This window comes from Hymenobacter sp. YC55, assembly GCF_029433095.1.
GTDB lineage: Bacteria > Bacteroidota > Bacteroidia > Cytophagales > Hymenobacteraceae > Hymenobacter.
In genome coordinates, this window is sequence record NZ_JARNTX010000001.1 from 1,659,093 (window position 1) to 1,680,413 (window position 21,321).

Annotated in this window: 15 protein-coding genes; 6 read left to right on the forward strand and 9 right to left on the reverse strand. The window is 53.3% G+C overall.

Annotated elements, in window-relative coordinates:
* Positions 1 to 96 precede the first annotated feature (96 nt).
* The 4 genes from P1X16_RS07090 to P1X16_RS07105 all read right to left on the reverse strand — a co-directional run bounded on the left by P1X16_RS07090 (position 97) and on the right by P1X16_RS07105 (position 4,983).
* Entirely contained in the window at positions 97 to 1,692 is a 1,596-nt protein-coding gene (locus tag P1X16_RS07090; RefSeq protein ID WP_277227250.1) for a hypothetical protein, read from the reverse strand.
* On the reverse strand, positions 1,689 to 2,369 hold the full coding sequence (locus P1X16_RS07095) for a TylF/MycF/NovP-related O-methyltransferase (protein ID WP_277227251.1): 681 nt from the start codon (positions 2,367 to 2,369) through the stop codon (positions 1,689 to 1,691). Before P1X16_RS07095 ends, P1X16_RS07090 begins: the two co-directional genes overlap by 4 nt.
* A gap of 113 nt (positions 2,370 to 2,482) precedes the next feature.
* The gene (gene pseB, locus P1X16_RS07100; RefSeq protein WP_277227252.1) at positions 2,483 to 3,502 is read right to left on the reverse strand and encodes a UDP-N-acetylglucosamine 4,6-dehydratase (inverting); all 1,020 of its coding nucleotides are present in this window, start codon (positions 3,500 to 3,502) and stop codon (positions 2,483 to 2,485) included.
* A gap of 170 nt (positions 3,503 to 3,672) precedes the next feature.
* The gene (locus P1X16_RS07105) at positions 3,673 to 4,983 is read right to left on the reverse strand and encodes a glycosyltransferase family 4 protein (RefSeq protein ID WP_277227253.1); all 1,311 of its coding nucleotides are present in this window, start codon (positions 4,981 to 4,983) and stop codon (positions 3,673 to 3,675) included.
* Positions 4,984 to 5,325: 342 nt separating this feature from the next.
* Here P1X16_RS07105 and ffh point away from each other — a divergent pair, with 342 nt between their 5' ends.
* The gene (gene ffh, locus P1X16_RS07110) at positions 5,326 to 6,684 is read left to right on the forward strand and encodes a signal recognition particle protein (RefSeq protein WP_277227254.1); all 1,359 of its coding nucleotides are present in this window, start codon (positions 5,326 to 5,328) and stop codon (positions 6,682 to 6,684) included.
* Positions 6,685 to 6,833: 149 nt separating this feature from the next.
* Here ffh and P1X16_RS07115 read toward each other — a convergent pair whose 3' ends face one another.
* Positions 6,834 to 10,979, reverse strand: coding sequence for a T9SS type A sorting domain-containing protein (locus P1X16_RS07115; protein WP_277227255.1), 4,146 nt, complete (start codon positions 10,977 to 10,979; stop codon positions 6,834 to 6,836).
* A 349-nt stretch (positions 10,980 to 11,328) separates the two neighbouring features.
* On the reverse strand, positions 11,329 to 11,805 hold the full coding sequence (locus P1X16_RS07120; RefSeq protein WP_277227256.1) for a nucleoside deaminase: 477 nt from the start codon (positions 11,803 to 11,805) through the stop codon (positions 11,329 to 11,331).
* A gap of 191 nt (positions 11,806 to 11,996) precedes the next feature.
* Between P1X16_RS07120 and P1X16_RS07125 the strand changes: the two genes are divergently transcribed.
* Positions 11,997 to 13,883 (forward strand): CHRD domain-containing protein, encoded by a 1,887-nt coding sequence (locus P1X16_RS07125; RefSeq protein WP_277227257.1) that lies wholly within the window; start codon positions 11,997 to 11,999, stop codon positions 13,881 to 13,883.
* A gap of 493 nt (positions 13,884 to 14,376) precedes the next feature.
* Here P1X16_RS07125 and P1X16_RS07130 read toward each other — a convergent pair whose 3' ends face one another.
* Positions 14,377 to 14,769, reverse strand: a complete 393-nt coding sequence (locus P1X16_RS07130) for a hypothetical protein (RefSeq protein ID WP_277227258.1) — start codon at positions 14,767 to 14,769, stop codon at positions 14,377 to 14,379.
* 207 nt (positions 14,770 to 14,976) lie between these two features.
* On the opposite strand from P1X16_RS07130, the gene P1X16_RS07135 reads away from it, so the two are divergent.
* Both P1X16_RS07135 and P1X16_RS07140 read left to right on the forward strand, forming a co-directional pair.
* The gene (locus tag P1X16_RS07135) at positions 14,977 to 15,711 is read left to right on the forward strand and encodes a methyltransferase domain-containing protein (protein ID WP_277227259.1); all 735 of its coding nucleotides are present in this window, start codon (positions 14,977 to 14,979) and stop codon (positions 15,709 to 15,711) included.
* 142 nt (positions 15,712 to 15,853) lie between these two features.
* Positions 15,854 to 16,303: a thioesterase family protein gene (locus P1X16_RS07140; protein ID WP_277227260.1), complete on the forward strand. Its 450-nt coding sequence runs from the start codon at positions 15,854 to 15,856 to the stop codon at positions 16,301 to 16,303.
* 52 nt (positions 16,304 to 16,355) lie between these two features.
* Here the strand turns inward: P1X16_RS07140 and P1X16_RS07145 are convergent, their stop codons facing one another.
* On the reverse strand, positions 16,356 to 16,904 hold the full coding sequence (locus tag P1X16_RS07145; RefSeq protein WP_277227261.1) for a DinB family protein: 549 nt from the start codon (positions 16,902 to 16,904) through the stop codon (positions 16,356 to 16,358).
* 133 nt (positions 16,905 to 17,037) lie between these two features.
* On the opposite strand from P1X16_RS07145, the gene P1X16_RS07150 reads away from it, so the two are divergent.
* Positions 17,038 to 18,501 carry a hypothetical protein gene (locus P1X16_RS07150; protein WP_277227262.1) on the forward strand — a complete coding sequence of 488 codons (1,464 nt, stop codon included), beginning with the start codon at positions 17,038 to 17,040 and terminating at the stop codon, positions 18,499 to 18,501.
* Between the two features lie 132 nt (positions 18,502 to 18,633).
* Entirely contained in the window at positions 18,634 to 20,034 is a 1,401-nt protein-coding gene (locus P1X16_RS07155) for a hypothetical protein (RefSeq protein ID WP_277227263.1), read from the forward strand.
* A 97-nt stretch (positions 20,035 to 20,131) separates the two neighbouring features.
* Here the strand turns inward: P1X16_RS07155 and P1X16_RS07160 are convergent, their stop codons facing one another.
* Positions 20,132 to 21,115, reverse strand: a complete 984-nt coding sequence (locus tag P1X16_RS07160; protein ID WP_277227264.1) for a pyruvate dehydrogenase complex E1 component subunit beta — start codon at positions 21,113 to 21,115, stop codon at positions 20,132 to 20,134.
* Between the last annotated feature and the right edge of the window lie 206 nt (positions 21,116 to 21,321).

The window sequence follows — 21,321 nt, forward strand, 5'->3', positions numbered from 1 at the left end:
GTGGCGTTTAAAACACAAACTATAAGTTAAAAAGAGAGGCCGTTGCTACAGCAATGGCCTCTCTTTTTAACTTATAGAACTTTATTCAAGCTATACCTAAAATGCATGGTCACCTCCAACCGCGCCGCTTTCATTGAAATCGAAATACCACGAAGTCACGAATGGATTGTCGGCCTGAATGGTAACCCAACCGGGCTGGCCATCGAGGAAGCTAGCTAGCTCCTGGTCTGTGTTCATGTCGATGCGGAGCTGACCGAAAGGGGCTACTTGGGCGGTACGGCTGAGAGTTTGGTTGTCGGCTTCGCGGTAGAAGGTGAGGTCTAGGTTAGCAGGTGTGGCGTACTCTTTTACAGGGGAACCGTTCAGGATAATTACCACCGAATGTTCACCATCGAGAATGGGGCTCCACTTAAACGTACCGGGTTTAGTTAGGAGTTTGGCGTTGGCTACCTGCGAGTTGAAACACACATTCGTTGGCAGATTCATCGGGCGCTGCTGGCGCCCAACGTTCAGTCCGAACTTAAGGCGGGTTGGGATACGCTCCCGGTTGGGCCAGTGCTTGATAATGTTAACGCCACGTAACTGACGAGCCTGCTCCAGCGAGAAATTCTCGTTGATAACGTCGTTGAAGTTCAAGGTAAAGAACTGATCCGGCGAGGTTTCCAGGTGACGCCAGTTCTGAACGGTGCCTATGCGCTGGCCATTGGTGTCGTAGAATTCCAGGTCGATGCCGAAGGCGGAAGGGGAGTAGATAGGATAGAACACCAATTGCGTGTACTCGCCTTCTTCCAAAAAGAGGGGCGCAAATACGGCGCTGTCGTGAAACCGCTCGTCGGTATTGCCCCAATAAGCCCCGGCGTCGCTGACGGCCGAACTGTCGTAGTAAGTATGCGTGATGCTGAGGGCATGACGCTCCAATTCGAAGTTGCCAGCGACGAAGCGCGGAAAGAAACCCCGGAAATTATGGTGAATCTTAATGGTACCTTTCTGGCCCTGCAGGATGGTGTCTAGGTCGATATAGTCGCGCAGGTTGATGAAGTAGGTGCCGTAGGGTTGCACGTCGCACAACTTGAATTCGCCTTGGGTGGCGTGGTTGTGCTCGTCGACGATGGTCCAGCGCACGAGTTGTTGCTCGTAGGCATAAACTCCGTTTACAAACGCGAAAAACGGGGCGTACGCAGCTCCCGACAAGATGTCGAACCCGCATTCCGGCACTTGAATATCCTCGTTCTCCTGCAAGTCCTCGATGTCGTTGTACACCCGACCCGTGGTGTGAACGGTCGCCATAAAGGTGTCGCTGAAGTAATTCAGCACAAACGCTGGATAGGGATAAACCAGGTCGCGCGTAGCAAAAATTTCCAGCTCCAGTGAGCCGGTAAATTCGCTCGTGTCCGGGGTGTTGGTTTCAGCTAGCAAATCGCCAACGCGTAGTGCAAAGGCTTTGGGCTCAGTGATAAGCAAGCTTTTGCGCAGCAAGATGGTGCCATTCTGCGCGCGCAACGTCACCAGCATCTGTACTTCAGGAATGTGGCGCTTGAGCAGCCAGTACCCCATAAACAGCACCCGGCTGGAATAATGCACATTGTGCAGCACCGGAAAGATAGCCGACGAGCGGAAAACAGGCCGGCGCGTCAGACTAACGGTTTCGCCAGCAGCCAGCGTGGATTCTAGGTGCTTGTGGTAGGTTTTCATAGAGAAGAACCGGAGGCCGCCGGCTTCCGAATAAAGCTAGGCGTGTGCGTGTAAGGAAGCTTCTGCAGCGTAAGCCCGTGTTGGAGCAACAACTCATCCACAGCGCGGGTTTCGCCGGCCACTGTACCGTAATCATCAAACACAATGAGTCCCCCAGGCACTACTATGTCATAGAGTGCATCGAGTGCCACTTTGCTTGGCTTATACACATCTACATCGATGTGCAGCAGCGCAACGCGCAGTTCTGGATGAGCCGCCACGTAGGCCGGTACAGTTTCTATCACGTCGCCAGGTATCAACTCTACGTTGCGAATGCCTTTGTGGGTTAGCACTGCCTGAACCTGCTCCATGCTTAGGCCCTGCCCGGCTACATCATCGTGGCGGGCAGCAAACGCGTTGTCGGCTTCATCATCGTGGCGGGGAAAAGAGCCGAATATATCGAAACCAATAACGCGGCGGGAAAAAGGGCTTTCGAGTAGTTCTCGGAAGGTAGCCCAACGCACCAGTGATGTTGCCTTAAATACGCCGCATTCCACTACCTGCCCGGGCAGGTGGGTAATCATCCGGTAGATTTCGAAGTGGCCCATCGCCTTCGCTAGTCGCGTGATGTCGCTGGTGAGGTAGAACCCGTTTTCGTAGGTAATGGCCTGGGCGGAATCGAAATTCTGGATGATCATGCAGAAAAGGAAGGGAGATAATAAGTAAGAGCAAGAAAGTGCAGCTCGCGACACAGCTCTAGAGCAAAGGTCTGCTAGGCGTCACCTGCGTACACGGTTGACAACAAAGGAATCTAAACCGTGAAATCAGGGTCGACATGTAGGCGAATTTCTTCTCGAATTTCGTCCGCCGACAACCAGTCACTGTTGTTGGCGGAGTCATAGTGGAAGCCTAGCGGCACGCGCTGCCCATCGAATTTCTCGATGAATTTGTCAACGCTCCATTGGGGGGTAGAGGGGAGAATCACGTAGTACTTATCTAGTTCTACAGTGCTTAGCGCGTCGGTCGACGTAATCATCTCCTCGTGCAGCTTCTCGCCGGGCCGGATTCCCACAATTTCTTGCTCGCAATTTGGACCGATGGCCTGGGCTACTTCCGTTATTTTGTAGCTCGGAATCTTCGGTACGAAAATCTCGCCGCCCCAAGCATTTTCCAGCGCATAGAGCACTAGGTTCACGCCTTCTTCCAACGAAATGTTGAAGCGGGTCATGTCGGGGTGCGTGATGGGCAGCACGCCGGAATGGCGGCGCTGCAAAAAGAAGGGCACTACCGATCCGCGCGAGCCAATTACGTTGCCGTAACGAACCACGGAAAAACGCAAATCCCGGGCACCTTTCATGTTGTTGGCGGCCACAAACAGCTTATCGGAGCAAAGCTTGGTGGCGCCGTAGAGGTTGATGGGAGCAGCAGCCTTGTCGGTACTTAGCGCTACTACGTCCTTTACACCGCAGTCGAAAGCGGCATTTATCACGTTTTCCGCACCGAAGATGTTGGTCTTGATGCACTCCATGGGGTTGTATTCGGCGGCAGGAACCTGCTTCAGAGCCGCGGCGTGCACAATAATATCGACACCTTCGCAGGCCCGCTTCAACCGTTCCCCGTCCCGCACGTCGCCAATGAAGTAACGGATGGCAGGGTACTTGGACTGCGGAAAGGTCTGCGACATTTCGTACTGCTTCAGCTCATCACGCGAATACACCACCAAGCGCCGGACCTGCGGAAACTTCTCGAACACGGTTTGCACGAACTGCTTGCCGAACGAACCGGTACCACCGGTAACCAGAATAGATTTATTAGTTAGATCGAGGGCCATTAGGGAATGGGAGTGAGGTAATAGGCGGGAGCAAGTAAAGCGCTACAGCACCACGGGCAAAATGGGGTGGCAAAGGTACGCTTACTTAAGGAGTGCAGAAAGCTGGCGGGACTTGAAAAGCAAAGCAGGGCTTGCTCCCATCTTTCTCTAGCACAGCTTCTGGTACTTAACTACACTAAAAGTGATACTAATTGTTCGGTCAAAGCCCGCCGCGAATAACGGGAGTGACTGAGGGCTGGCAGGTCTAGGTTAGGATTGACGCGCCACTGCATTACCAGTGTTTCCAGATACTCGAGCATAGCCTCGTAGGCGTCGTAAGGCCAAGCACGGCCCGCACCACATTCTTGCAGCAGATGGTCGGCATCGGAACCAGTGGGACCTATACAGATAATTGGCTTGTTGGCAGCCAGGTACTCAAACACTTTGCCGGGTAGAATGCCGAAGTTGTGCGACACATCCGGAATAGCCATCAGCAAGACAGTAGAGCGTAGCAAGTACTCTACTGATTGGTCGTGCGGCACAAAGGCCAACAATTCAGCTGTTTCGGAGAGGCCACACTCTCTTATTTGCCGTTGCACTCCCTCGGCCACCTTGCCTACAAAGCGCAGCCGTAGTGGCACATCAGGGTGGCGGCGAATACACTCGGCCACGGCACCCAGGAATAGCTCAATGTGGTAGGTTTCGGAAATAGTGCCGGTGTGCGTGATGAGTAACGCATCGGTAGGAGGGGAGGAGGCAAGCTTGAAGTCACTTTCATCGTAGCCGTTAGGCAGCACATGAAACTTACTGTCTTTGAGCTTCGCTGATTTGCCTAGGAACAGCCGTTTCGTGTCGGCGCTGGTGGTGAGTACGATGTCGGCCTGTTCGAGTACCTGCCGCTCATAGCGGGCGTCCAGCCAACGGGCCGGTGCGGTTTGATTTAGTTCGGAGCGGTAATAAATATCGGTCCAAGGGTCGCGCAAGTCAGCCAGCCAGCGCAAACCGTAGCGGCGTTTCAGCTCAAGCCCAATCAGCTGTGTGGAGTGAGGAGGCGAGCTAGTAAGCACGGCATCAAAGGTTTCGCCCTGTGCCAACAACTCGGCTACTGCTTGCAGCGCATGTGAGTTCCAGCCACGCCGCGCATCCGGAATAAACAAGTTGCCGCGTACAAATTTGAAGAGCTGTTGCGTCAAGCTGGTTTTGCTTTCGTTGGCAAACCCTCCGTATGGAATTTGGGCGCGCCCCGTCAGTTTCTTGTAGCTCCCAAACGGCTCGGACGTGCCGGTCCGAATCACCCGGACGCTGGCGGGCACCTCGGCGGCCAAGGAATGATCCAGCACCGGGTAGGCTCCCTGCGCTGGGTCCACGGTAATCACGGTAGGCTCCACCCCGAGGGCGGGCAGGTGTTTCACAAACTTCAAGCTTCGTTGCACGCCTGCGCCCCCGGAAGGCGGCCAGTAGTAGGTAATAACAAGCAAACGGAGCGGACGGGCAGCAGACACAAGGCAAGCAAATAGCGGGAAGATGCACGAAGGTACACAGACGCGGCCTTTTGGGGTTTTCTGGTTACTTTTGAAGGCTGAATTCGCCTCCATTCTTCTGCAGCCCCTGTGAGGGTAGAAAAGCTCTACGCTCTTCCGGTTAGATGAAATTTCTAATATCCGCTAGGTTGTAAGGAAGTTGAGACGAAGTAAGCCGCAACCAAAATAGCCTCTGGCGCGCTTTGTATTCGCGTCTGGATCAACCAAAGTAGATAGTGCTCTTGCTAGGGCCCTTATCCGGCTAGGTGACAGAAGCCGTTTTAATTAGCGAAATCAAGTAAATCAGCGCAAATCAGCGATTCAATGTTTGATAACCTAAGTACCAAACTCGATAAAGCCTTTAAAACCCTCAAGGGTCAAGGCAGCATCACCGAAATCAACGTGGCTTCCACCATCAAGGAAATCCGCCGCGCCCTCGTTGATGCCGACGTAAACTATAAGGTGGCCAAAGAAGTCACCGACAAGATCAAAGATGAGGCCATGGGCCGCGACGTGCTGACAGCCGTGTCGCCGGGCCAGCTCATGACCAAAATCGTTTATGATGAGCTAACGCTGCTCATGGGCGGCGACAAGAAGGATATCGTTATCAAAGGTGATCCGGCTGTCGTACTGCTTTCAGGTTTGCAGGGTTCGGGCAAAACCACGTTTGCGGGCAAGCTGGCCTCGTTCATCAAAAAGCAGAACCGCACCGTGCTGCTCGTAGCCTGCGACGTGTACCGTCCGGCGGCTATCAATCAGCTGCAAGTGCTCGGCGAGCAGATTGGAGTGGAAGTGTACGCCGAAATCGAGAACAAAAACCCGGTGGAAATTTCGCGCAATGCCATCGAGTACGCCCGCAAGAACAACAAGAAAGTAGTCATCATCGACACCGCCGGCCGCTTGGCCGTGGACGAGCAAATGATGACGGAAATTGAGTCGGTTAAGCGCGCCATCAATCCCTCGGAGACGCTGTTTGTGGTGGATTCGATGACGGGTCAGGACGCAGTAAACACCGCCAAGACCTTCAACGACCGTCTCAACTTCGACGGCGTAGTACTTACCAAGCTCGATGGTGATGCCCGCGGCGGTGCCGCCCTCAGTATCCGAGCCGTAGTGGAGAAGCCCATCAAGTTCATCTCGACGGGCGAGAAAATGGAGGCACTGGATATGTTCTATCCAGACCGGATGGCCCAGCGCATCCTGGGTATGGGCGACGTTATTTCGTTGGTAGAGCGCGCACAGCAGCAGTTCGACGAAGACGAAGCCAAGCGCATCAACCAAAAAATTCGCAAAAACCAGTTCAACTTCGACGATTTCCTCTCGCAGCTCGAGCAAATTAAGAAGATGGGTAACCTGAAGGATCTGGTAGGCATGATACCCGGCATGAGCAAAGCCATCAAGGACGTGGATATCGATGACGATGCCTTCAAGCCAATTGAAAGCATTATCAAGAGCATGACGCCTCATGAGCGCGCCAACCCGGATGTGCTCAACGGCTCACGCCGTAAGCGCCTCGCCAAGGGTTCGGGTACTGATATTCAGCAGGTGAATAACCTGATGAAACAGTTCGAGGATATGCGCAAGATGATGCGCACCATGAACAAGATGAGCCAAACTAAAGGCGGTATGCAGCAAATGGCCCGCATGATGGGCGGCATGGGTAAAGGCGGCGGTAAGTTCTAGTCTTTAGCCTCCAGTAAACAGAAAGGCCCGGACGTATTATACGTCCGGGCCTTTCTGTTTGCTAGAAACTGATTTGCCAAACCTTATAAAGCAAACTGGCCGCCGCAGAATTCTGCGGCGGCCAGCTTCACTGAAGAACCTCGGAAACGCTAGTTGCGCACCATTGGCAGGGTAACAACTGTTTCAGCGTTACGCACCCGAATCAGGTAAGAGCCAAGTGGAAGAGCATTCAAGTCGAGCGGATGCTGAAGACCACCAAGTAACTGGAACTTGCCCACCACGCGGCCCGAGATATCCATTACCTCAACCTGCGAGTCAAGTGAAGACAAGGCAGTTAGGTCGAGCGTAGCAGTTCCTTGGTGCGGGTTAGGATAGAGGGCAATAGCTGCCTTCAACCCACGCTCAAACTTCACGACACGGATTGGCGAGTAGCTGCTGCTGCCATCGAGGTCCACCTGCTGTAGGCGATAGTAAATCGGCTTCAGCGACAAACGACCAGCGCCAGCATCAGTGAAGCGGTATGCAGTTTCGTGGGCGCTTGTACCCTGGCCCTTCACAACATTGATCCGCTCGAAGTTCTGCCCATCCAAGCTACGCTCGATGTTGAAGTGGTCGTTCTGTAGTTCGCTGGCCGTAGCCCAGGTCAACTCAGCGTTCAAGCCTTTGGCGGCCACCTCAAAGCGCTTCAGCTCTACAGGCAGTGGACGAGCAACTATTACATCCTCTCTGCTGCTGCTGCTAGCTCCATAATTGGAACCGCCTGCTGTTGCACCTCCCGAAGCATAAGGGCTGCCTGGGCCTACTCTTTGAGTGTTAGTGCGAGTAGGATCGAGATAAGTTACTGTGGCATCGGCTTGGTAAGCAAAGCCATCAATAGCTGTGCTAGCAACTGTAGCACGGAAAGTGATGCTTACAGTAGCACCTGCCGGAATAGAACCAATACCAAAAGATGGGGTACTAGTAGCAGTAGTTGGTGCAGTAACGGTCAAGTTAGTGGCTGCTGTCTTATTGCCTGTGTTTCCTGTTTCATCAGCCAATTGTAGCGTTGCTACTGGTGTGAAGGCCGGATCATAGGCGAATATATTAGCGGTTAACGATACTAGAGAACTTACAGAACTTGCTGACCCACCTAGATTAGTTACTAGGAGTGTATAGGTAGCAGGACTCACTGATCTATTAGCTTGGCGGGCCACATTGCGCGTAGAAGTTGATAGTTCAACGTCGAATGTAGGCAGGCAAGCTCCTACACTGGCAACTGCCTGCGGAATGGTTGCATTTGTGATTGTGGCCGTTGCTCCTGAGGTAGCGCCATTGACCGCAGTGCTTCCATTAGCAGTAATAGCATCACCGTTGGTACCGCCAGCCAGACTCGAGCTCCCCACAGTACCGTTGGCATATGCTTGACCGCCGCCGCCGCCGCCACCGTTGCCATATTGCGTCGAATTAGAGCTACTGGTTGAATTACCGCCTTTACCGCCATTCGCTTGCACTCTAATATTGCTGATACCAGTCGATTGAACAGCTACTAACACCGTGCCTCCAGCGCCGCCGCCACCGGCGGCATCGTCGTTTGCAGAAGGGCTCTTACCCGCTTCTCCGTCAGTTACGATGGATGCAGTGCCAGTAACCGATCCGGTTCGGAAGATAATGATGCCCCCACCATCGCCACCACTGCTAGTATTGGCATTATTGATCGTATTATTATTAGTGCCGGCGCCGCCGCCGCCGCCCAAGGTCAGGCGGCTTGCCGAAGCAGAATTGATGGCAGCGCCCCCTCTTCCGCCATAAGAACTGTTGCTTCCATTGTATTCTCCGCCAATACCTCCAGCACCGCCGTTAGCACCGCCACCACCGCCTGTATTGCGTGTATTTGAATCGGGCGTGCCATCTGAACCGCCTCCGCCGGCGTTTCCAGGAGCTCCTTGCCCTAGGCTGCCACTAGGATAGTTTTCGGCAGTGTTAGTCAGAACAACGCCATCATTGTTCACGAATAGAGGGGTTCCCACTATACCTTCTCCTTTGGATGCATGGGCTCCACTAGGTCCAGCAGTGGCAGTTCTAACGCGGTCTGTATTGACGTACCCGCTTATGCCCGTATAGAGTTTACCTCCACCGCCACGGAAGCCTTTACCGGTCATGTTTAGTGAGCCACTTGTAAAAGAGGTTTCCCCGGCTACATCCAGTGCTAGTATACCACCAGTTTCCCCATTCCATGCTGCTCCAGATACAACTCCTGTGACTGAAAGTGAGGAGTACTGCGGTACGCGAATCACTTGGAAGCGACGTACCCCAACAGTAGCCGTCATACCGGCATTCGTGTATGCATTTACGAGTCCCATTGTTAGAGGCACTGCGCCATTTGCCACAGGGCCTGCAGCAGTAACATATTCGTATGTTCCTGCTGTGTAGTTGGTGCCAAGGCTTCCACTTCCTGTGTTTGTTCCAGCACCGTAGGCAGTACCGTTGGTAGTGCTAATTTCTGCGCCTTGCATCTGCATAACTAACAATAAGTCGCCAGCGACTATAGGCGTGGTACTGCCTGCAGCGGTGCCAACTAAAATGCTAGTTGCACCTATAGCGGCTGACGCAGTACCGGGGTAATAGGTATTAGGCGTAGTTGTACCGTCAAGTGTAGCAGGACCATCTTTGCCGGGAGTGGCACAAACTCCTGCTGCATTTTTGATACCAGTAATGACAGTGGTAATCGTAGCTGTGTTATTTGTAGCTACAGGATCAGGAACGGCGGGAGCAGTCGTCACGTAGCTGGTGGTGCCCGTCACGTTGCCGTTATCAGGTGCAATAATGCTAACTGAGTTTACTGTTGGGTTGGCATCACCGCTCGCTAGGTTCGCAATGGCATCGAATGTCACTAAGCCATTGCTTGCGTTGTAGGTTCCGTTCGTTACACTTACGCTAGCAGTTGGTAAGTTTGGGGCAAGTTGAAGTGTTGGTTTTACGTTCGTAGCTGCCTGAGTGCCAAGGTTAGAAGTATTTACTGTATAAGTGATGCGTGAGCCAGGGTTAGCTGAAGTTGGCCCGCTTATTGTCGTAGATATATCGGCTCCCTCTACAATGATGGTGATAGTGCCTGGGTTAGAAAAATATTGCGGCACGTTGGTAGACCCAGCCAAGTCCTGCATGAGGTAGGGGAGAGTCACTACACCAGCAAAAGTACCGCTAGGCGTAAAAGTGACTAACCCATCAGCAGTGGCTGAGAAAGTGCCTTTTCCTGTTACGGTATATGTTGATTGAACGCCAGCAGTAGAGATATCTAAGTCAACCGAGCCTGGCTTGAAATCAGTGCCATAGAATATGTCATTGTTGAGGACATTTAGTGTGACAGGCTGATTGTAAATTGTTCCAGCTAAATCGTCATTGGCAATAGGTGCTTGCACAATGGCTAGATTACGAATTTCGTGAATGTTGGTGCTACCACCTGTGGAGCCAGCAAATCCAATGCGTAGTCGATCGGGCGGAGTCGCAACGGTCAAATTATCAATGGCCTTCGTTATCTCGGTACCGTGTTGAATACGCACCGTGATTTTGTAGGTGATATTAGGGGCAGTACCTTGAGGTACAACATCAATATACGCTCGCCGATAATTAGCGTTCTTCGGGTCTGTAACTCGAGTTGGTACGTCTAAGCTAAATGGCAATGAACCGCTGCCGCCTAGATATTGATAATCGGTGGCACCCCGACCATTGCCGGGTCCACGCACAGAAATAGCGTCAGGTCTGGAACCTGGCCCTCCAACGCGCCCTTCTGTTGGGTTGGCAAAGTTGCCGAATTCATCAATACCTATACCTATATAGCCATTTGGAACACCGTTGCTGATAGGATCAACAGTCTTTTGTGCATATCCAAGTGAGCCACCCGAAGCACCAGAGGTGAAGGTCGAAGCTGTAGTTTTATCTGCGTCGATCAAAAACACTGAAAACCCGTCCGCTCCTGTACCGCCGTATGAGAAAAACTCGAACGATACGCTAAACCCTTTTGGAGCTGGGAAGGACAGTTGGTCAATAACATAGCCCGACTGGTTCTGCGTTGCATCTGTAAGCCGCAGGAAACCATCTGAGCTAGTGGCGGTCGTTCCCGTCAATCGAGCGCTGGTAGGTGCGCCTCCTAGTGTAAATTTGGCGGCCGTGTTAGTCGTAAAGTTTTCAAACCTGGGAAATGTGTCTTGCGCATCAGCATTCTGCGCTAAGACTAGTAGCAATGCTGCCGGTAATGACGCCTTACTAGAAGATCTCAACCAAGTTCGCATCTGGCTGAATGGAATGTAAAGTGTTTTCATTTAGTACAGATTGTGGTAGTTACTTAAGTGGTAATTCAGGCCTAAACCTAGGGGGACGCTATCCAACATAATCAATCAACTTCTGCCCGGTTACAGACCTTAACATGCTAGGTCTCAAAACAAATATAGTGGCCTTATTGAGCTAAGACAATTGCACTTTGTTATTTATCTGTCAATAACATTCAATTCGATGAAAAAAGTTAATAAAACAAAAAAAGACAATCAATTTGTGCTATTTACAATGTAAAAACCACTTGAATTCATGTATGAGGTGTTATGATACAAAAAGCCTCTCGCCAACAATACTGTTAGTCATGTTGATGAGAGGCTAGATATTATTGTAATATTCTTAGTATTTATTTTTGCTTTCTTGAGCTTCCCAAGCTTGGAAGCCAGCTGCTGCCTCTTCGCGTAGCAATTCCGTCATAACTATATGACGCTGTTCGAGGGGTTTTTCTATTTCATCGTAGATAAATTGATCGTCGAAGCCGACGGCTGCGGCATCTTGTTTGGTGTTGCCATAGAACACGCGACGTGGCCGGGCCCAGTAGATGGCGCCTAAGCACATAGGGCAGGGTTCGCAGGAAGTGTACAAGTCGCACTCATCGAGCTGGAAGCTGCCGAGTGCGGCACATGCTTTTCGAATGGCATCAACTTCGGCGTGGCAGGTAGGATCGTTGGTACTGGTTACTTGGTTGAATCCGCGCGCAATGATAACGCCGTTCTTCACGACAACTGCCCCGAATGGGCCGCCGTAGCCGGCCTGCATTTTCTCGATGGAAAGGCGAATAGCTTCGCGCATGAAGTCAGGATTGGGAGCTTCCATGCTGTTACTGGAAATAAGGTGAAGGAAAAGGCCAACAGGCCAAAGCTGCAAAGTACGCTATGCGCGACGGAGCACTTAATAACTGCACAAAACCTGCATACATTTTTATATACTTATATAACAGAACAAAACTCGTCTGTAACAGTACTACTATGTAGTTTCATTTCCACCAAATCTCTTGTAAGCTACCTATGGGACAAAAACTTACGCATCTGCTGACAGGCTTGTTGATCTTGCTACTCAGCGTCAGTTCCCGAGCCGATCATTTACGGGCTCATTTGCTGTTAGGCTCTACTTTGGATGGAGCCCAGGAAGTACCAGCCGTGCCAACGGCAGCTCGCGGGGCAGTCAGTTTCACGCTGAACCCTACGCGGGACACGCTATTCATCTCGGGCTCTTTTAGTGGCTTAAGCGGCCCGATTACAATGGCGCATACGCACCTCGGCTTTAGGGGAGTAGCGGGGCCGGTCGTAACTGATCTGTTTCGTTTTATTCGAGGCAACCGCATCCAGGGGTATCTTACCGGCGCCGACATCGACCGGGGTAAGCTGGACCGCTACTTACGGGGCGGTTACTACTTGAACGTGCACACGGCTGCCAACCCAGGCGGCGAAATCCGGGGGCAGATTGAACTGGAAAAGGACGAGGAATTTGTGGCCGTGCTTTCGGGCACGCAGGAAGTACCGCCCGTGACTACCAATGGTGCCGGTTTGGGTACGTTTAATCTGGCGCAGGCGCAGGACAAACTTAAGTTTAGAGTGGTAATAGCTGGTCTGAGCGGCCCCATCACGATGGCGCACTTTCACCAAGGGGCACCTGGGGTGGCTGGCCCTGTGGTGTTGGATTTGATGCCCTATATCAGTGGCAATGTTATAGAAGGGGAAGTTGCTCCTACACCGGCCATAGTTGCGGCTATGCTGGCCGGGCAAATCTATATCAACGTCCATACGGCGGCTAATCCTAGTGGCGAGATACGGGGACAATTGTTCCGGCAGCCCCGCTTTATCAGTCATGATGCCCGTCTTGATGCTGCCCAACTGGTACCCGCAGGTACTGCAACAGGCAAAGGGGTAGCCGTACTCCAACTCAACGCTACACTCGATACGTTGAATGTACTAATAGGGCACACCGGACTGAGCAGTGCTCCTACTGGCCTTCAGCTGTTTGCGGCGAATGCGGGGGTAGCTAATCCAGGTGCTGCGCTTCTGACTGTACCATTAAATGCTACCACCCCCAATTTTGTGTCTATAGCCGTAACAGGGCTCAACGCGGCTGCAGTGAATCTGTTTTTGCTCGGCGGCGCCAATCTTGTCTATACAACTGCTGCTAACCCCAACGGCGAGATTAGAGGGCAAGTATACCGGCTGGCGCGTGAGGGCTATACTATTTCAATGAATGGTTCGCAGGAACGACCTACGCCCAATCCGAGTACGGCCTATGGTTCTGGCTTCGTGAGCATGGACCGCGACCAAAGCAATGTGCACTTCAGTTTGGCATGGGGCGGGTTGAGTGGCCCCGTTACGGGCGGACACTTCCATAGCGGTCTGCGCAATCAGGCGGGCCCGGTGATATTTGATCTAAGCCCTTTCTACACCCCAACTGGTGGCGCGGCCATCTCGGCTCAGGGTTTCTGGCAGCCTACTGGCAATGCGGCTCCCAATACTACAGCTAACTTCACGGCCCGGCGCGCCCTGCAATTTCGGCGCGACAGTATCTACGCCAACATTCACACGGCAATGTACCCGGGCGGCGAAATCAGGGGCCAAGTGTTCCGCGGGGCTCGCGACCTGAGTGTCGTGCTTAGCAATCAGCCCGCCGCTCTTGTAGCCGAAACGTTTGGCTACTATCCCAACCCCTTCAAGGATGCCATTACACTTTCTTTCGAGTCGCGGGCAGCTGGTATAGCTACCGTGAAGGTTGCCGATCTGCTAGGGCGCACCGTGGCCACCAAGCCTGTGCAAGTGCGGGTGGGAGCCAACCAGCCCCAGCTCGATTTGCCAGGTATAGCTCCTGGCGTGTACCTAATTACGGTTGACGTAGCGGATTCTCGCATTGTGAGCCGGGTAGTGAAAGAATAGAGTTGAAGGGCTCCTACTATTAGTTTTACTTTTTGTAAAAAAATAGTCTCCTGGATTGATCCCAGGAGACTATTTTTTTGTTGAAAAAGAGGTGAGGTAATACTATCGAAGCTAATCTTTTCAATGGTTTGGCCTGATAGTTGTGAGTAGCTTCATCAGAAAGATTATTTTTTAGGTGTTTTGGTTGTGGAAGAGGGACGGGCCGTTGGTCTGTCCTTCTTTGTTTTTATAGGCACTGGCTATTGTAAGGGGCGGTACAAGCGCTAAAGCAGGTACTAGGAGCAGGCCAATAATAAAGAAGGAAGAAACCTGGCCTCTATATCTAGTAAAGCGTGATGCAGGCGAAGGTCGAGCAAGTGTAAACTGCGAGTGATATAGCTTAAAATGAAACCACCGGCTGACGTACTGCGCGTTGCAGTACATCAGCCGGTGGCCCGGTATTGCTGTGAACTAGTAGACAAAGCTAGGAGCTTCGTCGGTTCGATGTGTAAGCTTATTGTATTACCCGTAGCTCGTATTGGGGGGCTTCATCAGGGGTGCCGGGTATACGGAAAGCTCCCACGCGGCTAGGACCGTAGCCTAGGTTCACTTTCACCCACTCGTCGCGGGCGGGAAGCATACCGATGATTTCGCGGCGCAACAGGGTTAGGTCATCGTGGAGGTTTTCCAACTCTTGCCGCATTTGGTCGGGGTGCTGGTCGTAGCTGCCGGTAGGGGGGCGCTGCTCAAACGCGCTGGCCGATGCTTGTTCCTGCGCTTGATTCAGGGGCAGATTCGCGGCTTCAATCTGCGCTCTTTCCAGCTCTTTTTCAGCGGCCAGGTAGGCCCTTACTTTGTCTTCGAGGGGTTGCAGAGCCGGATCAAGGTAATTAAGGTTGCTGGACATAGGGAGCGAGAAGAAATAGTGGAGTCTGAAACACACAACGCAGCCCAGCTGTGGAAGGATGCGTATGGAGTGATGAAACGCCAGCCTGCCAGCTCAAGTAGAACGCGAAACCCATACACCCACTAGTCACTACATCACGTTTCATGGGGTTGGTGCCTAACTTGCAGCGCAAGCTTCGGCTTCGTATTTTCTGATTTACTCTGTTCTATGTCCTCTTCCCCAACCTCGGTGCCCGATCCGCTGGGCCACGCCCTGCTCGACTACCAACAAGGCCAACTTGATGCTACGCTCACTGTTTTCAGCAACGTAGCCGAAGAGGAGCCGCTGCCGGCCAGTTACTTTTTTCGTAGCCTGTGGGAGATGCCCGAACTCGAGCGCGAAGCCCTGGAAGAGTGCCGGGGCCGGGTGCTCGACCTTGGGGGCGGGGCCGGCTGCCACGCGCTGGAATTGCAAAACCGGGGTTTCGACGTGAAGTCTGTGGATGTATCGGAAGGGGCGGTGCGGGTGATGCAGGCCCGCGGGGTGCGCGAAGTAGCACGCCACAACATTTTCGAGCTAACCCATGAAACCGGCAAATACGATACGCTGCTCATGCTCATGAACGGCCTGGGACTGGTCGGTACTCTCGACGGCCTCAAACGGTTTCTGGAATACGCGCCGACGCTGTTGGCCCCTGGTGGTCAGATTTTGGCTACTTCCTCCGATATCAGCTACCTCTACGAAGACGAAGATGGCGCCCTGGTATTCGACTTGAACGGCCCATATTATGGCGAGGTAGAGTACACTATGCACTACGGCAAGGAGGCTAGTCACCAATTCAACTGGCTGTTTGCCGATGCCAGCATTTTACAGGATTATGCCCAAGAAGCAGGCTATGAAGTGGAATTTCTGAGTGAGGACGAGCAACAGCAGTACCTTGTGCGGCTCACTTATCAGGGCTGATTGTCGGTACCGCTACTTCGGGCATATTGTAGCAAAGAATATCATGAGCGTTCAACGGCTTATAGAATTTATAATGCGCTGAGAGCTACTAACTCCTGCAAGGCAGGTTTGATTAACCACACAACAATTAATACCCTACTTCATGTCTTACGAAAAGACGTTCACGGTACGCTGGGCCGACTTGGACCCAAACAAACACATGCGCCACTCGGCCTATACCGATTATGCCGCCCAAGTACGCCTCGAGTATCTAGCCGACCAGGGATTCTCGATGGAGCGGTTTGCCCAGCTCAACATTGGCCCCATTTTGTTTCGGGAGGACACCCGCTTCCTGAAAGAAGTTGGGATGAGCGAAACTATCCGGGTGACAGCCGAGCTGGCCGGCATCAGTTCCGACGGCTCCCGGTGGAACATCATTCATACTATCTACAAGGCCGACGGGCGCGAAGCCGCCACCGTAACGGTAGAGGGAGCTTGGCTTGACTTGAACCTGCGTAAACTGGCCGTGCCATCCACGGAGCTGATGGACGCCTTCACCGACTTCCCCCGCCATACCAGCTACGCCGATATCGTGCGGGAGCGAAAAGGTTAACTGTGTGAAGTAGCTGAGTAAGGCAATTTGCTTGCTCAGCTACTTTATACAGTTACTTCGTTGCTTTCTGAAGGAAGCTGGAAACTCGCTCGATTTGGCGCTGATGGTGCAGGATGTGGTCTACCATGAAGTCCAGCGTTTGGTAGATGGTCAGCATGCCGGAGCGAGGGTGTTTAAAGATGGCGTGGCTTAGTAGTTTGTCCGGATACTCATTAAGAATCTGCTCTAGGTGGCGCCGCACCCCATTCCATTGCTCACGCATTTGCGCAAGGGGCGGCACCTGGTCCGGAGTAAGTTCTTTGAGTCGGGGCGGAGACTTGAATTTGAGGCCTGGCAGGCGTAGTAGCACCCGCAGCAACCTCGACTTGAAGAGGTGAGTGAGTCCGGCTTTCTGTAGTTCTTCGCTGTTGCGCAGCTTTTTTTCGATGTATTGGTTTATGCCGGTTTCGGAAATTAATAAATGATATATCACCTGTGCTGCTGACCATTTTCCGGGCGCTGGGGCCTGATGTGCCTTATCTCCAAGCGCTTCGGCTGCCGCAAACAACTGATTGGTAACGTGTTCAAGCTGCTCGAAACGGAGATGCAAACGGTGGTTCATGGGGAGAGGGTGGAAGTGGCGTAGCTTTAAGGAAAAGGTACGCAAAATACCTGCCACCGGCCGAGCTTGCATGCTGCGGTACCCCTGATTTTCGAAGGCTATATCCTCTCTACTTTCGGTTACATTTTTTTCGTTGCACTCTCCGGAATTCATACGCCAGGCAGGTGATGCCCAAGCTACAGCTACTAGCCACCAAACCACAGCTTGGTGGCTGACCGCTCTGAGGCAGCCGTGGCCGGTGGCGGTGCGGATAGTGGTAGTAGTGGCGCTGTATGGCTGCTACTTTCTGCTGGGCGGTGGACTGCAAGGGGAGCGAATGCCCTACGACGCGGGTCATTATTGGGAGTTGGCCGTCGGGTTCAAGGGGAAGAATGGGTCGTTTTCCTTGCTCAACTTTCAGGACCCAACCCGCGGCTATCTGGCCGCTCTTGTTCAGTTTCCGGCACTGATTGTGCGTTACCTGACCAACTGCACCATGCCTACAGCGGCCAAAGTAACAGGCACTGGCTGGGCAGCTTTCCTTTTCGCTTTCTTGATTCCGGAGCTGTGGCAAAGCCTTGCCCGTCGGCGCATAAGTGGCGGCCGCTGGCTTCTGCTGGTGCTATTGACGTTCGGGTTCTGGCGTGACCATTTTAGCTTCACGGCCTCCGACATACCCGCCTTGGCGCTGCTGCTGTTGGCGCTCTGGGCTGTTAGTTGTGCGCCGGTAGGCTGGTGGCTGGTAGCCGGGTTAAGCTTGGCAGGCGCAACCAATTGCCGCCCCATGTATTTGGCGGCGGTGCCTCCAGCCTTGCTGCTAGCCGCCTGGTGGAGTAGGCAGCACGGCCGTTCGTGGCAGCGGTGGCTGGCGCTGCTGGTAGGTGCTGCCGTAGCGTTGGGGCCGCAACTAGCCATCAACCGCCTTCATTTCAATAGCAACAGTCCGTTAGTTGAGGCGCAGGTGTCTAACGTGCAGCACGCGCCGCTTTACCTCAAACAGCTCACCTGGGGCACCCGCGTACTGCGCTACGACACCGACCTACGCCAGCGCCTGGTCTACGCCGACTCTGCAGGGCTGGCAGTGCTCCGCCGCGAAGGGCTAATGGAATACACTTCCTATGGGCAATTTTTCGGTACCGTTGGCAGACACCCTGTAGACTACGGTTGGCGCTACATACGGCATCTCTTCAACGGGTTGGATGTGTTGCAGCCCTCGCTATACCTGCTGCGCGACTATGGCCCGGAACGGCCGTGGCTGCAACTGCTCAACTACAGCGCAATAGGGCTCGGGCTGAGTGTATTGCTGTCAGGTCCGCTTAACCGCTGGCTCCGGTGGCCACAGGCCTGGGCGGTGCTAACGTTGCTGTTGCCCTGCCTGATTGCCGTCCCAATGGCCATGGAAGGCCGTTTTTTGCTGCCACTTCACTTGCTACTACTCACGACAGCAGCATTTGAGTTTAAGCCACAGCACCCCAAGCGCTGGCTGCAAGGCCAACCAATACGGGCACTCGTTATGCTAGTATTAGTGGCTGCGTGGCTTGGCGGCTGCTTCTGGTTGTCATCTACCACAACCCGCAACTTAGTGCCCGACCGGGGCAAATCGTTGGTTGATGATTGAAGACGCGAGCAGGGAAATAGGCAGAATAAGAGGCACTGCAAGCCAGCATCTGAGTGAAAAGCAACTCGGGAGTGCGCGTTACCTTTACTTGAAAACCTGCTGCCTGGCTGCTTCTTGAAACTCAATTCGTCTTTGCTACACGCTGCATCTCCACTGGCAACCGGGCATTCGTTTCGTTGCTATCGGTTTCTGGTACTGCTGATTCTGATTGTCTATCTGGTCTACCTGCCTTTTTCAGGGTATGCCCGGATGTATTATGATGCCATAGACTACTGGTTTATCTCCATCTATTTCCATCATAAAGGGTCTATTTCCTTACTGAACTATCACAACAGCTTACGGGGCTACCTATTCCCCTTGTTGTTGTTTCCCTTTCGGGTAATTCAGTTTTACACAAATGTGCCGCCCATAGTGTTCGGGCGAGTGCTCGGGGCAGTATCGGCCGCGCTTGGTTTTGGCTGGTTGGCTCCGGCGCTCTGGCAGGTGGTGCAAAATAAAACCCTGGTGCTATCCTGGGTTCGACGGTTGGCGTTTGCGGGGCTAGGCTTCGCGTTCTGGCGCGACTACTTCAACTTTACGCTTTCTGATTTTCCGGCCCTTTGGGTGTTGGGTCTGGGTTTGTTGTTGCTGCACCGACCCCAGAAGCTGGGCTGGCTAGTAGCCGCCGGAGCGTGCATGGCGGCGGCCTACAATATTCGCCCGAGCTATAGCATTGCTGCCCCGTTCTTTCTGGCAATCCAGCTGCTAACCCCTGCTGCTACTTCCCAACGACGGCTAGCGGGCGTAGCGGCGCTGGTGCTAGGTGCGGCATTGGTTATGGCGCCCCAATGGGCCATCAACCGCCATCAGTTCAAGCAAAATACGCCGGTTGTGCTGTCGTATATAAAGGCACTTAAAACCAACAACCTCTACCGCGAAAAGATGAAGTGGGGCCTGCTGCACCAGAAGCTTGAAACCACGCTCGACCGCAGCTACCCCGACCAGATGATGGTCTTCCGCGACCTAGCTGGCGAGAAACTAGTGCGCGACGAGCATATCACTTGGTTTGATTCCTACGCCGATTACTTCCAGTTGGTGCTGCGCCATCCGCTCACTTTCACCGGCCTATATGCCCGCCGCCTCTTCAACGGCCTCGATATCCAGTACCCCACGCCCTACATCCGCCAAATCTATGTATCGACCCTGGGGTTGGCCTGGCTAAACTACACTGTCTGGTTTGGAGCCGGGCTAGTGCTCCTACGAGCCAAGTTCCAGACCTGGACGGCGCGGCAGTGGCTGGTGCTGGCAGTGCTGCTGGTGCCATGCTTGCCGATGTTGCCCATGAGTATGGAATGCCGCTTTCTGCTGCCACTGCATCTGCTGCTTTGCGCGGTGCTGTGCTTCGGCTGGCCAGCCACTTGGCGGCCATCCACAGTGAGCCGGCGCCACTTGCTGACCGTAGGGGCTGCATATGTGGTATTTGTGGCCCTGTGTTTTTATGCTTCAACTGCCGCGCAGGCTACCCTAGAGTTTGGGGCTAGGTCGCTGTGGTAAGAGACATGGCAAAATGGCCAACGCACGAAGCTGATTCATGAAAAAGCCCCACTGGTTGCTGCCAGTGGGGCTTTTCTAATACTCTCGAAGCTCGTAATTAAGCTTTCTGGTAGGTTACTTCCTTCACTGCCTGCACCGTGCGCGCTATGTTAGGCAACGACGCTTCAATGAGGGTAGGAGCGTAGGGTAGGGGCACGTCCATGCAGGTGACGCGAACTACGGGAGCATCCATGTAGTCGAAGGCGCGGCGCTGCACTACGTAGGCCAGCTCGGAGCTGATGCTAGCCAGCGGCCAAGCTTCTTCTACTACCACCATGCGGTTGGTTTTCTTCACCGAAGCCACCAGCGTATCGTAATCAATCGGGCGTACGGAACGCAGGTCGATTACTTCGGCTTCGATGCCATCCTTAGCTAGCTCGTCGGCGGCAGCCAGGGCTACCTTCATCATCTTGCCGAAGCTAACCAGCGTAACCGATTTGCCTTGGCGCACCACATTGGCTTTGCCAATTTCGAGCAGGTACTCTTCTTCGGGCACCTCGCCCTTGTCGCCATACATCTGCTCCGATTCCATGAAAATCACTGGATCTGGGTCCCGGATAGCGCTTTTCAGCAGGCCTTTTGCGTCGTAGGGGTTCGAAGGAACTACTACTTTCAGACCAGGAGTATTAGCATACCAGTTCTCGAAGTTCTGTGAGTGCTGCGAGGAAAGCATACCGGCGCTGCCCGTTGGGCCGCGGAATACGATGGGGCAAGAGTACTGGCCACCCGACATGGAGTAGATCTTAGCCGCCGAGTTGATAACTTGGTCGATGGCCACCAACGAAAAGTTGAAGGTCATGAACTCGATAACCGGAATCAGGCCGTTGACGGCTGCGCCTACGCCGATGCCAGCAAAGCCTAGCTCGGCAATCGGCGTGTCAATCACGCGCTCCGGGCCGAATTCGTCGAGCATACCCTGGCTTACTTTGTAGGCCCCGTTGTACTCGGCTACTTCTTCGCCCATCAGAAACACGCGCGGGTCGCGCCGCATTTCTTCGGACAGCGCTTCACGCAGGGCTTCCCGGAATTGAATGGTCCGCATAGATGTTGATTAGCAGAAAATCGAAAAGTTGAAAACAGCAAAAACCGGCTCGGGCCGGTGCGTAAAGCTACGACGACACGGGCGTATGGGCAAGCAAATAAGAGTACGTGGCCTTTAAACCAATACTTGTATCCTTCCAGCTCTCCATTCTTGCAACGTTATCCGAGCACTGAGCCAATGAATATTTTGCAAGAATGCTAATTCGG